The sequence below is a fragment of the Halobacillus massiliensis genome (assembly GCF_900166625.1).
GTDB lineage: Bacteria > Bacillota > Bacilli > Bacillales > Halobacillaceae > Halobacillus_A > Halobacillus_A massiliensis.
This window is the reverse complement of the sequence record NZ_LT800499.1, coordinates 557,270-569,900: the sequence shown is the minus strand read 5'-3', so window position 1 is coordinate 569,900 and position 12,631 is coordinate 557,270. Positions and strand designations below refer to the sequence as shown.

Annotated in this window: 10 protein-coding genes; 2 read left to right on the top strand and 8 right to left on the bottom strand. The window is 41.2% G+C overall.

Going from position 1 to position 12,631, the window contains the following annotated elements:
• Positions 1-20: 20 nt before the first annotated feature.
• From ehuA to ehuB, 4 genes are all read right to left on the bottom strand, one after another.
• On the bottom strand, positions 21-797 hold the full coding sequence (gene ehuA, locus B7E06_RS02835; RefSeq protein ID WP_082232568.1) for an ectoine/hydroxyectoine ABC transporter ATP-binding protein EhuA: 777 nt from the start codon (positions 795-797) through the stop codon (positions 21-23).
• Positions 797-1,507, bottom strand: coding sequence for an ectoine/hydroxyectoine ABC transporter permease subunit EhuD (gene ehuD / locus B7E06_RS02830; RefSeq protein ID WP_082232567.1), 711 nt, complete (start codon positions 1,505-1,507; stop codon positions 797-799). The genes ehuA and ehuD overlap by 1 nt, the downstream gene beginning before the upstream one ends.
• The gene (locus tag B7E06_RS02825; protein WP_082235880.1) at positions 1,504-2,133 is read right to left on the bottom strand and encodes an amino acid ABC transporter permease; all 630 of its coding nucleotides are present in this window, start codon (positions 2,131-2,133) and stop codon (positions 1,504-1,506) included. Before B7E06_RS02825 ends, ehuD begins: the two co-directional genes overlap by 4 nt.
• Positions 2,134-2,328: 195 nt before the next feature.
• On the bottom strand, positions 2,329-3,216 hold the full coding sequence (gene ehuB, locus B7E06_RS02820; protein WP_082232566.1) for an ectoine/hydroxyectoine ABC transporter substrate-binding protein EhuB: 888 nt from the start codon (positions 3,214-3,216) through the stop codon (positions 2,329-2,331).
• An 813-nt stretch (positions 3,217-4,029) separates the two neighbouring features.
• Between ehuB and B7E06_RS02815 the strand changes: the two genes are divergently transcribed.
• Complete coding sequence (locus B7E06_RS02815) at positions 4,030-4,212, top strand: SE1832 family protein (protein ID WP_082232565.1); 183 nt, start codon at positions 4,030-4,032, stop codon at positions 4,210-4,212.
• 581 nt (positions 4,213-4,793) lie between these two features.
• Here B7E06_RS02815 and B7E06_RS02805 read toward each other — a convergent pair.
• Complete coding sequence (locus tag B7E06_RS02805; RefSeq protein ID WP_082232563.1) at positions 4,794-6,644, bottom strand: cation:proton antiporter; 1,851 nt, start codon at positions 6,642-6,644, stop codon at positions 4,794-4,796.
• A 302-nt stretch (positions 6,645-6,946) separates the two neighbouring features.
• Here B7E06_RS02805 and brnQ point away from each other — a divergent pair, with 302 nt between their 5' ends.
• Positions 6,947-8,263 carry a branched-chain amino acid transport system II carrier protein gene (gene brnQ / locus B7E06_RS02800; RefSeq protein ID WP_082232562.1) on the top strand — a complete coding sequence of 439 codons (1,317 nt, stop codon included), beginning with the start codon at positions 6,947-6,949 and terminating at the stop codon, positions 8,261-8,263.
• Between the two features lie 932 nt (positions 8,264-9,195).
• On the opposite strand, the gene B7E06_RS02795 is transcribed toward brnQ, so the two are convergent.
• From B7E06_RS02795 to B7E06_RS02785, 3 genes are read right to left on the bottom strand one after another with little or no spacing between them, the layout of a single operon-like run.
• Positions 9,196-10,050, bottom strand: a complete 855-nt coding sequence (locus B7E06_RS02795) for a transglutaminase family protein (protein WP_082232561.1) — start codon at positions 10,048-10,050, stop codon at positions 9,196-9,198.
• Positions 10,051-10,070: 20 nt separating this feature from the next.
• On the bottom strand, positions 10,071-11,042 hold the full coding sequence (locus tag B7E06_RS02790; protein ID WP_082232560.1) for an alpha-E domain-containing protein: 972 nt from the start codon (positions 11,040-11,042) through the stop codon (positions 10,071-10,073).
• Positions 11,035-12,492 (bottom strand): circularly permuted type 2 ATP-grasp protein, encoded by a 1,458-nt coding sequence (locus B7E06_RS02785; RefSeq protein WP_082232559.1) that lies wholly within the window; start codon positions 12,490-12,492, stop codon positions 11,035-11,037. Before B7E06_RS02785 ends, B7E06_RS02790 begins: the two co-directional genes overlap by 8 nt.
• Between the last annotated feature and the right edge of the window lie 139 nt (positions 12,493-12,631).

The window sequence follows — 12,631 nt, the reverse complement described above, 5'->3', positions numbered from 1 at the left end:
CGGTTTTTTGCTGCGTGTTCTTAAGACATCCCTCTAAAACGACGAAGGAAGGTTTGCAGCCGTTCATTGTCTGAGTGCTCAATTACTTCGCTAGGTGTGCCTTGCTCTGCGATGACCCCCTGGTCAAGAAATAACACCTTGTCCGCAACATCGAGGGCAAAATCCATTTCATGGGTTACGAGAATCATCGCCATCTCGCCTTCTTCCGCAATGTCACGGATAACTTCTAATACTTCTCCAACAAGCTCAGGGTCAAGGGCAGACGTTACTTCATCAAATAACATAACTTTAGGACGCATAACCAGAGCTCTTGCCATGGCTACACGCTGCTTCTGACCACCTGATAATTGATTCGGATAGTTTTCCAGCTTATCGCCCAGTCCTACTTTCTTCAGCATCTCAATAGAATGCTGTCTTGCCTGCTGCTTATCTACTTTTTTTACATGAATAGGAGCTGTCATACAGTTTTCCAAAATCGTCATATGCGGAAAAAGGTTAAAATGCTGAAAAACCATACCTATGTCACCGCGCACTTCTCTTAAATGCTTTTCATTAGCCTCTACCATGGAACCGTTCTTATCCATCTTCCAGAGGTTTTTATCCCCAACGATGATATCTCCTGAAGTGGGCTCCTCTAAAGTCATCAGCATTCGGATAATCGTTGTTTTCCCAGAGCCGCTTGGCCCTATAACAGCGACTTTTTCTGCTGGTTTAATATCAAGATCGATTCCCTTTAAAACTTTTACATCTCCAAAAGATTTATGAACATCCCGAAACTTTACAATAGACTCTGTCATTATGTCGTCGCTCCTTTGCTGCTATTTAATGCTTGTTTTTTATCGAATCGCCGATTCATTTTCTTCTCAAGCTTATTGATAAGAATGGCAGATGGATAGCTTAGTAACAGAAACAGCAGCGCTACTATAGTCAGCGGCTCCAAATAAGTCCAATATTGAGCGCCGTAGTTATTTGCCATCTGTAGAATACCGACAACCCCGATGGTTGATGCAAGAGGCACTTCCTTAAACATAATGATTAAGTAATTACCGAGCATTGGTATTGTTGGAGGTATGGCCTGCGGCAGAATAACCTTCGTCCATTTCTTTCCTGTGGAAAAGTTCAGAGCTTTAGCAGCCTCCCACTGTCCTTTATCCACCCCGTCAATCCCTGATCGGTAGACTTCTCCAATGTACGTACTAAAGTGAAGCCCAAGACCAAGTACAGCGCTGGTAAATGGAGAGAGTGTCATCCCCACTCCAGGGACGAGCGGCCACGCATAGTAAATAAAGAACAATTGAATAAGCGGTGGTGTAGAGCGGATAAACTCCATGATCCACGTTACTAACCAGTTAAAAGGCTTATTAGGAATTCGCCTCAAAAAAGTCCAGAAAAAGCCGAAAATAAGGGCAAATAAGTAACAGGTGAATGTAAGACTAATTGTTATCCCTAAACCTTCAAGTACAAAGGGCAGCGCGTCGAAGAATACTTCCCAACTCCATTGGTTCATGAACTGGCCACCCCTTTCTTAGAAATGACTTCGGCCTTACGAGTTAACCAAATAATTGGCAGCGCAAGGATAAAATAGAAGGCAAGCAACAGCATGTAAACCGTTGGGGCTTGAGATAAATCATTGCTGCGTAGAATATTTCCATAATATAAAATATCGTTCATACCTATTAAAAAAACCAAGGATGTTGCTTTAAGCATTTGAATTAAATAATTACCGAATTCAGGAAGCATCATTCTCACTGCCTGAGGAAAAATAATAAACCTCATTCGTTGGAAACTAGACATATTTAAAGCGGTTGCTGCCTCTGATTGTCCCTTGTCGACAGATAATATAGCACCCCTGACTATCTCCGACATATAGGCTCCATAGTTTAATGCAATCGCTACAACACCAACCACCCAGTTACTGCCGAGTTCAATTCCAAACAGCATAGGAACCGCATAATATAACCAGAAAAGCTGCACGATTAATGAAGTACCTCGGAAAATCTCTACATAAAAGGCAGTTATATTACGTATAATCACATTGTTTGATAAACGGCAGAGACCGGCAATAAAAGCCATTAAATATCCTAAGATTGCTGATGCAATCAAAACAGACACTGTTACATTAATTCCTCGCATCAACTGAGGGAAAATTTCTGTTATCGCACTAATAGTGATCACTCCCTATCTTGGTAAATGAATTGCCATTTATAATTGTCCTGCTTAAACAAGAGTGAACTCATAAATCTTTCTAAATATAAAAAACATAGGGTCACTCCTCCTCAAACATGGGAGGAAGACCCTATGAAACATTTCTCAAATCTTAAAATGGAATTAGTAATTTTCCCCACTGCACACAGACTCTGCTGTTACTTCATCCACTTCTACCATGTTTCTTTCTGGGTCAAATCCGTTTTTCTCTAACAATTCAGCGATTGTTCCATCTTCCTTTAACTCATTTAGTTTCTCATTATATGCATCACGTAAATCAGTATTATCCTGACTGAAAGCAGCAGCTCCGTAGCTTGGAACGCCTTCAATATCCGGCTGTTCAAAGTCGTCTACAAACTCAAGTCCATCTACAGTTTCCAATGCCATTTTTAACGTCATTTCTGTAGCCGTTGTTACATCTGCACGATCTGACTGTACAGCAGAAAACGTGGCAGGAATATCTGATGCGGTACTTACTTGATCTTCACTTACACCAGTTGTATCTAAGTATCCAACTTCTGTTGCACCTGACATAACAGATACTCTAATATCAGGGTTGTTGGCAATATCTTCATAACTATGAATATTTAAAGGGTTTCCTTCTTGAACGACAATTCCTTCTCCATAAACCATTTCAGGCTCACCAAAAGCTGCTTGTTCACAACGGTCAGGCGTGATCGCCATCCCTGCTGTAACAACATCAAACTGGTTGGCTTGAAGCCCGGAAATAAGTGAACTGAAGTCAGCCAGCTTAGAATCCATATTCTCTACGCCCAATTCTTTAAAAACAGCCGCTGCAATGTCCACTGCGGCCCCTTTTAATTCTCCGTCTTCTTCATAGGCGTACGGCTCTTCATTAGCAAATCCGATTGTAACGGTTCCCGATTCCTGCAATTCTGCTAATTTCCCTTCCCCGCCTTCTCCACTTTCGCCTTCACTATCATTTGACCCACATGCCGTTAAAACAAATAAAAATAGAACTGTGACTGATAAAAAAATAAATTTTTTCATTTCACAAGAGACCTCCCCTAGATATAGTTATCTTTATATAGGTATAAAACACTCCTATACGGCTTATAGAACTTCATAGACCAAGGATGGAATCAGAAGTGGTTTTAGCCTAGTTACTATAAATGTTACATAACATATGATAAACCTACAAACGGACTAAAAACCGATATGTGACTGTAACTCCGCATATTTCCCTCTACCTTAAAAGATTTGGCTTTTATTTTTCGTAAAGGTTACAAATACTTCAAAAAGGTTACGAATAATCAAATTTCTCAGTATTTTCCGAAAAATATATAAGAATTTTTACCTATAACCTCTTTATAAATGGTAAATCATTTCTCCCCACTTGATACTATTAAGAAATCCCTGCTGTTCACTTACTATTAAAAACCGTGGAACACTCACTCGTCTCCTTGTAAATTGCTAACACTACTCAGCCATCTTAAGAAAATTGCTACATTTGCGCCTCCCAGTTTACCATCTCCCTTCGTTTCTTTATTTACCTCCCATCGTTTTTAAAATCGCTGTTTAATATGTAATTATCAAAAGCTTCATAGATTATGTGTAGCCAGTCTGCCTAGTGACAAGATTATTGGCAGGACACACCTTTATGAAACTAATTTAAAGAACTTTCTCTATAAGAAGTCGGAAGATCCTTTTTTAAAATTAAGGAAGGTCTGCAAATTGGACTATTTCCCTGGCTGAGTTTATTGCAAAAGTGTTGAGTAAATTTTACCATATTTTATTCAGAATTTTCAAATCTTTGTTGAACCGTGTCTAGTAATCTACAATGTAATTAAAGGAGTGATGATGTTGACTAAGCAGGAAATAAGAGATGAGATTGCCGCATTGAAATCTGACTATATCCGTATTCAGTCAGATTTGGAAAAACTGGATGCCAACGGCGGGAATGTAGAGAATGCAGAAAAACATCTGGCGCGAATGGAAGACCAGTTAAAAGAATTAAAGCAGCAGCTCAAAGAAGCACCTGAATAAAAAAAGTCACGATCAATGATCGTGACTTTTCTAATTTCCTGGCTATCTTCTCATCACCAGAGAAACTCCTATTCCGTTTACTGAATATAATAGCTCACTTTCTCTCCTCAATTCAGAGAAGGGAAAAAGGCTGTTCCGTTTACTGGGGTAGGAAAAAAGCGGCTGGGAAATAGCTCGCTTTCCGCGGGGAGCCGGTGAGATAGCTCGTTACACTCGCGGATCTCACCTTGGCTCTTTCTCCATGCAGGAGTCTCGCCATTTCCCCGCCTCTTTACTGTTGATGGTATAAACGGAACGCTGTAGTTTCAGTAACCGCTCTAAAGGAAATAGTTTTCTCTTAATGTTCCGTTACTCTAAAAAACATAAAGGGCCAGGGGAAACGACGAGACTCCTATGGGAGGATAGAACAGGGGAAGATCCCGGAGGGCTAAAAGCCCGAGGAAGCTCACCGTTCGCCCATGGAAAGCAAGTGGTTTCCCCAGGCCCGCCTCTCTTTATCAAGGGAAACGGAACAAGGGAATTTCCTTCAACTTTCTAACTTTCTATCGGATTTATCCTCACTATTACAATGACTCTTTCCTTTATTTCTTTCCATTCCTCTGATTTTCTATTTTCTCACGAATTTTCTCTTTCTCTTTATTCGGCGGGGTTAAGGATACGATAACATCCCCAGTTTCCACCTTAGGCTGGCTTTCACGAGTGAAGAACTCAATTTTCTTAGAAGGCTTTATTACAAGAAACATCATAGCTCCCTCATTCATGTTCTTCAGATAATCCATATATTTAAATTGCTGAGTTATCGTTGTTTTCCTAAACACATATCCTTGCTTGACGAGACCATTTAATTCTTCCCATGAAGCTGATTCCCCTATCAGCACCTTACCGCCGATTGTACGGCCAAGGGATTCTAAATCATCGCCATTTTCCTTTTTCTCTAAGCTCAGCTGATACACATTATTTCTTCCAAATGTGGGGACAAATGTCGTACAGACAAGAGCATTATAAGAATCAAATTCTGTTGCTGACAGCAAGTATTCATAAGGTGTCATCTCAAGATGATATTCTCTCTGCTCTGATAAAATTTCCCCATGGTATGTCTTTAACCCTTTTGTTCTGGCATTCATTAGTCTATCCCATGAGGAATCGCTGATCAAAACAGGAATTTTTAATTCATCCAGTACACTGGCCAATCCGACCGTAAAAGGACTTCCCCCTACCATTAAAACTCCAGGTGGACCCTCCATGGACAAACCAAGCTTTTTCGAAAGCCAGCCGATGGAAAAGCCGTGGGCTACTACAGTTGTAAATACTAAAGCAAATGTAAGTGAGATTAAGATAGAAGCCTCTTCAAATCCCGCATCAAGCAACACATTTGAAAAATAACTTGCTACTGTCAGTGCTACAATTCCTCTTGGGGCAATCCAGCTGACTAGCAGCTTTTCCGACTTGTTTAAATCGGTCCCCATAGTCGATAAGAAAATCGACAGCGGGCGGACGATAAACAGCATGAGCAGCACAAAGCCGATAATCTGCAGATTAAATATTTCGAGAAGTGTTTCCATGTTTAAAGACGCTGTAAGCATCACGAAGATCGTAGAAATAAATAATAGAGAAATATTCTCTTTAAAATGACGCATATCGGAAATTGAGGAGATACGCATGTTGGCAAGTGTCATCCCCATGGCAGTTACAGATAACAGTCCTGTTTCATGTGTCACTTCATCCGCCAGCGTAAAGCAGAGAATTACAGCCGCAAACACTACTGGGGATTTTAAAAACTCAGGGACGAATCCTCGTTCAAACATAACGCCTGTTCCTTTTCCTATACCATAACCTAATAAGATAGCAAAGATAGAAGCAAGGAAAAAGGTGACCAGAGAAGAGATCGTGCCGTTATGGCCAATTAGAAATTCTATAATTTCAAACGCGAATACAGCTAGAAGTGCTCCTATCGGGTCAATAATAATGCCTTCCCACTTCAATATTTTGGCAGGTCTTGGCTTTAGTTTAGCCTGCCTCAGCAAAGGAAGGATAACCGTTGGGCCTGTAACAATAAACAGGCCGCCAATGACGAACGCTACTGCCCAGGGCAATCCGGCCACATAGTGGGCAGCAAAGGATCCGGCAATCCAGCTAATAAATGCACCGATCGTAACAATTCGAAAGACCGGTCGTCCTAAACCTCTAACTTCTTTAATATCCAAGTTTAAGCTTCCTTCGAATAATATAACAGCGACCGCTAAAGATATTATCGGACGGAAAAGTTCTCCAAAGTCTGCCTGTGGATCAATTAAGCCAAAAATAGGTCCTGCCAGCAGCCCGGCGATTGACATAATGACAATCGCTGGAAGACGGAATCGCCATGCCAGCCATTGGGAACCGACTCCCAAGACCCCTATTAACGTTATATTCAATAACAATGAATCTATCATAAAAGAACCAACTCTCCATTAATGTTCACAACTTATATATGACAACATTCTATAGACGGTAAACGCCTATGTAAAATCATAAAGGTTACGTTATCTATTTTCCTTATAATACACCTTCCAGAAAGTACTAAACCATTTTTTCAAAATTTACTAACAAATACATTGACATAATTTTTTGACATTGGTACGATTACGGCTGTGACAAAAGTGACGTCTAGCTTATTATTGGAATTAATTGTCTTCTTCAACCCATATAAGAAGCGCTTTCTGGCAAATTTAAAACTTTTGAGAGGTAATACATCATGAAAAAAAGAGATACTGTATTCATTGGATTTATGCTGTTTGCTCTGTTTTTTGGAGCGGGTAATTTAATATACCCGGTAAGCTTAGGAATGGAAGCCGGGACTTCTTACTGGCCGGCGATTATCGGCTTTGTTCTTACTGGCGTAGGGCTTCCAATCATTACGGTAGCTGCCATTTCCCTTGTAAAAAACGGTGCGATCGAATTAGCGGGAAGAGTTCATCCCATGTTCGCTATTATTTTTACATCTATTATTTATTTAGCAATCGGTCCGTTCTTCGGGATTCCCAGAGCTGCCAACGTGGGATTTGAGATGGGTATCGCTCCCTGGACAGGGGGAATAACTGCGACAGGCTTACTGCTCTTTACTATTGTTTTCTTTATACTTGTCTTTATCACAAGTTTAAATCCAAGTAAGCTTGTTGATACAGTGGGACAGTATTTAACTCCCGTTTTGTTTATAGCCATTATCGGCTTAGTCATTGGCAGTTTTTTTCTCCTTGACGGTCAAGCACAGCCGCCCGCAGAAAAATACAGCAGTCAGCCGTTTTCCTCAGGGTTCATTGAAGGTTACTTAACAATGGATGCTATCGCAGCTCTTGCGTTTGGGATTATAGTAATCACAGCTTTAAGGGAGCGTGGTGTTACAAGCCCTAAAGAAATCACATACCGTTCTGTGCAAGCTGGATTAGTAACCGCAGCAGGACTTACTGCTGTATACATTTGTATTGGCTGGATTGGGACGAAAATGGCCTCTGAAGGCACTTACGAAAGTGGAAGTATGGTATTGTCTGCTGCTGCTGATCTTATGTACGGGAATATTGGCACACTGCTTATCGGTGTCATTGTCTTGCTTGCGTGTTTCACAACATGTGTTGGTCTGACCGTGGCCTGTGGTCAATTCTTTTCTAAAAGATTTTCACGTTTTTCTTATAAAGCAGTGATTACATTCATTACCATTGTTAGTTTTGCTATTTCTAATTTAGGACTGAACGAAATCATTGCATACTCTGTTCCTGTTCTCGTTTTCCTTTACCCGATAGCGATCGTTCTCGTTATCCTTACGTTTATCGGAAGATTTTTCAGCCATTCACCGTATATTTACCGGGGAGTTGTTTTCTTAACAGCTGTCGTCAGCCTATATGACGGCCTGGTTGAATTCGGATTACCCATGAGTTTTGCTGAACCATTTATTACTTCCCTGCCATTTGCTGAATTTAGCTTAGGCTGGATTATACCAGCACTAATTGGCGGTTTAGCCGGCTGGGTCATTTCCTTCTTTAAGGCACCGAGAACTTCAGAACGGTATCAAAATTAATATCTTAAAATAGATTAATAAGGCAGAAGAAGGGGCTTCTTTTAAAGGAGCCCCTTTAATGATTGTTAAAGAACTCTTTCTACGGATAAATTGTTTACGTTTCCTTTAATGAAGAGAATCGGGCCTGGGGAAACCACTTGCTTTCCATGGGCGAACGGTGAGCTTCCTCGGACTTTAGCCCTCCGGGATCTCACCCTGTTCTATCCTCCCATAGGAGTCTCGCCGTTTCCCCCGGCCCTTTATGTTTTTCGGAGTAACGGAACATTTAAGAAGATAGGATCGTTCCCATTAGAGAGCTTACTGAGATTACAGCGTTCCGTTTTCCCCATTAAATTTAAAGAGGCTGGGAAATGGCGAGACTCCTGCAGGGAGATAGAGCCAGGGTGAGATCCGCGAGTGCAACGAGCTAGCTCACCGGCTCTCCGCTTAAAAGCGAGCTATTTCCCAGCCGCTGTTCTCTCCCTACAGTAAACGGAACAGTCAGTTTCCCCTCCAATAATCAGCAGATAAAAGAGAGCTGTCCAGACTCCTGCAGGGAGAAAAGCCAGGGTGAGATCCGCGAGTGTAACGAGCTAGCTCACCGGCTCTCCGCTTAAAAGCGAGCTATTTCCCAGCCGCTGTTCTCTCCCTACAGTAAACGGAACAGTCAGTTTCCCCTGCAATAATCAGCAGGAAAAAGAGAACTGTCCAGACTCCTGCAGGGAATAGAGCCAGGGTGAGATCCGCGAGTGCATCGAGCTAGCTCACCGGCTCTCCGCTTAAAAGCGAGTCACTTCCCAGCCACTTTTTTCTACATGTGATAGATGGAATTTCTCTATTCTCTTACTCCAGTAAACAGAACATCCATCTATAAATTAGACATTAGAAAAGCGCGCGATATTAGTTATAGGCCTAATATCACGCGCTTCTTAATTTACTGTTTTTGATGTCAATTACTGTTCTAACAGCGTAACGCTTACCTTAACATCTGATTTTTGTCCCCCGCCTCGATACACTCCTTGAAGCGGACTCACATCGGCATAGTCACGACCTGTCCCGATACGAATGTGGTTTTCAAGAGCTTCCACATTGTTGGTAGGGTCTAAACCAAGCCAGCCGATTCCGGGAACCATCACTTCCACCCAGGCATGGGTCGCAGAGTCGCCGACGAGGGCGGAATCTTCACCTACATACAAATAACCGCTTACGTAACGTGCTGGAATTCCTTTTGCCCGTAAGACACCGAGCATCACATGGGCATAGTCCTGGCATACTCCTGCTTTTAACGGCCATGACTCAAATGCTTTTGTACCTACATGTGTAGCCATACCGTCATAAGCGATGGAACCATTTAAATAACCCATTAAGTCTAAAGAGAACTGAATTGGGTCATCCACCTCTCCGCCTACAGCTTGAACGATTTCATCGACCTGTTCTTTGTATAAAAAAGTATAAGGCGATTCGTTAATATAGTGAAGATAATGGTCTTTAAACAGTTTCGAATTAAAAATATTACGCATCTGGTCTGAATATTTCAGCATATATACGAGCGGGCTCTTTTGAATATTGACTACAGACAATGTTTTTACCATTAGTTCATTGTGCTTATGAGATATAAAAAATGATTCCACGTGATTTCCCCATATGTCTATATGTTCTTTCGTAGTTGATACAGGGTTAATTTCCGTACGATAAGACAGCAGCCGCTGGCATTCATCGCTTCTCGGCTTCAGTCGAATATCATTCATGCTTTGATCAACCATCGTATCATACCGGAACAAGTTGGTATGCTCAATTTGATACTTCATATTCTTACTCTCCTTTTCCCCTACGTTTGAGTAGCACGTACAGGATTAACCAGATAATATGTCTTTGAGAAAACATAGCTGACTTTATGGCAATCGTCCTGGAACTCATCAAGGTATACCATGAGTTCTTCCATCGACAATCCTGAAATATCTGTATGTCTTATCTTCTCCTGTATATTCATCAGAAGTTGAAATAATTCCTCGGAATAATGGGATCGTTTGCCTGACTCTAAATCTTCCACTGCATTGATGATGTGATCCACACAATAACGAATGGAACGTGGAAATCTCTCTTCCTCCACAAGAAAGGTCAGTACTTGCTGAGGGTTCATCGTCGGTGGATGATCCTTAATAAAAGAGTCATAGCCATTGACAATTTGCAAAGCTGTCAGCCAATAATAATACGATTGCGAGTCCGTACTATTTTTCTCTCGGATCGTTTTTTCACAAATGACATTCAAGATTCTTGCTGTTTTCTCTGCCCTCTCTATCCACTTACCGATTTTTATAAAAGCATAGGGAATGCCTCTCGTCATCGTGGATTCAATAATTCCCTGGCACGTCATCGACATATTAATAACATCTTTTAAATGATTTTGAATGACAGGAGGAATTAACGGCTGTTCTGCTTGGCTTCTCTTCTCTAAATAAAAGCGGTTGATCAGCTGCCACAGAGCATCTGGAATAATATCACGACTGGCTCTGGCATTTTCCCTCGAAAAATTAATGGTATTTTGTATGGCATTCATATTCACCGGGTTTAACATTAAATAGTGCAGGATGGTCTCTCTGTTTAGTCTGTCGTAATGACTGAAATATTCTTGTTTAGAAGCACAGATTTCAAGAATTTCCTCCCAGTCCTTGTCTACTATTTTTTGATCCGAAGACTCAAGCATATGAATCATCTGGGCGCTTAAAATTCTGGCATTGTTTTCAGAACGCTCAATATTCCTCGACATCCAATATAGTGAATCTGCTGTTCGGCTAAGCATGGCCGTTCCCCCCTTCGGCAAGTACCCACGTGTCTTTTCCGCCGCCTCCCTGTGAGGAATTGACTACAAGAGAGCCTTTCTTTAGAGCTACACGTGAAAGTCCTCCAGGAAGAACATGTGTATGGCTGCCATTCATTACAAACACTCGTAAATCAACGTGACAAGGATAAAATTCCCCTTTTTGAAAGGCTGGGGCTCTGGATAATTTAATAGTAGGCTGGGCAATATACTGATTTGGAGTTTCAATGATTTTTCTGCGGAAGACCCTTAGCTCTTCTTCTGTAGCATGAGGACCAATAAGCATATCGTACCCTCCTGAGGCTCCTACGTTTTTTACAACAAGCTTTTCTAAATTTTCAATGACATATTCCAACTGTTCAGGATCACGGAGAAAGTAAGTCTCTACATTCTTTATAATCGGGTCTTCATTTAAATAGTACTGAATCATTTTCGGGACGTATGCATACATCGCCTTATCATCAGCCACTCCATTCCCGATTCCGTTTAAAATCGCTACATTACCTTTACGGTAAGCCCTCAGCAGTCCGGAAACACCCAGAGCAGAATCCGGTCGAAATGCTTCAGGGTCTAGAAAGTCATCATCAATTCTCCTGTAGATAATATCTACACGCTTTAGACCACGGATCGTTTTCATATAGACGATATCATTTTTAACGATCAGGTCTCTCCCTTCCACTAGTTCTATACCCATTTGCTGTGCCAGGAACACATGATCGTAATACGCTGAATTATACATGCCGGGTGTAAGCAGGACAGCACAAGGCTGAAAGGCGATCGAATTGCGCGGGGCATGACTGAGCAGGGCACCATGAAGCTCTTTAAATTGAATTTCCAACGATTGAACAGAGTGCTGGAAAAATAGTTCCGGATAAACTTGTCTCATTACATAGCGATTCTGGAAAACATAGGACATACCAGAAGGATTTCGCAGATTATCTTCAAGAACCCGATATTCACCGTGTTCGTCCCTGATTAAATCAATACCGGCCAAAAAGATATGATTATTTAAAGGAACTTCCAACCCGGACACCTGTTTTTCATAATAATATAGATTATCACGGATAAGCTCTTCCGGGATGATGCCATCTTTTACAATCTCTTGATCTTTATAAATATCGTCTAAAAAGTAGTTTAAAGCTTTCATACGTTGTTTCATGCCTTTTTCGATGGTTTTCCATTGATCTTCGGGAATAATAATTGGAACAAAATCAAAAGGCATTGTTCGTTCGGTACCACCTTCGTCGTTGTAGACAGTAAATGTTATACCTTGCCGCAGGAAACTCAGCTGAGCCGTCTCATGTTTCTCTCTCAATTCTTCTTCTGGGGTATCGGAGATTAACTTATAAAAAGATTCGTAGTGCTCTTTAGGACGGCCCGATCCATCCACCATTTCATCAAAAAAAGAGCCTTGCTGATAATTTTTTAACATAGATACTCTCTCCTCCCATGACTTCTATGTAAAAACTATACCCCCATTTTTATAGAATAGTCAAAAAATTACATAAGATTTTTTAAAAAGCCAAAATTTTTCGCAAAAAATCGCAGAAAGTGAAGAAAATGCGAGAATA

Bases quoted from the DNA above. Each gene is read 5' to 3' on its own strand.
- B7E06_RS02795 (WP_082232561.1), bottom strand. From the start codon at position 10,050: ATGAAGTATCAAATTGAGCATACCAACTTGTTCCGGTATGATACGATG.
- ehuA (WP_082232568.1), bottom strand. From the start codon at position 797: ATGACAGAGTCTATTGTAAAGTTTCGGGATGTTCATAAATCTTTTGGA.
- ehuB (WP_082232566.1), bottom strand. From the start codon at position 3,216: ATGAAAAAATTTATTTTTTTATCAGTCACAGTTCTATTTTTATTTGTT.
- brnQ (WP_082232562.1), top strand. From the start codon at position 6,947: ATGAAAAAAAGAGATACTGTATTCATTGGATTTATGCTGTTTGCTCTG.
- ehuD (WP_082232567.1), bottom strand. From the start codon at position 1,507: ATGAACCAATGGAGTTGGGAAGTATTCTTCGACGCGCTGCCCTTTGTA.
- B7E06_RS02825 (WP_082235880.1), bottom strand. From the start codon at position 2,133: ATGCGAGGAATTAATGTAACAGTGTCTGTTTTGATTGCATCAGCAATC.
- B7E06_RS02805 (WP_082232563.1), bottom strand. From the start codon at position 6,644: ATGATAGATTCATTGTTATTGAATATAACGTTAATAGGGGTCTTGGGA.
- B7E06_RS02785 (WP_082232559.1), bottom strand. From the start codon at position 12,492: ATGTTAAAAAATTATCAGCAAGGCTCTTTTTTTGATGAAATGGTGGAT.
- B7E06_RS02790 (WP_082232560.1), bottom strand. From the start codon at position 11,042: ATGCTTAGCCGAACAGCAGATTCACTATATTGGATGTCGAGGAATATT.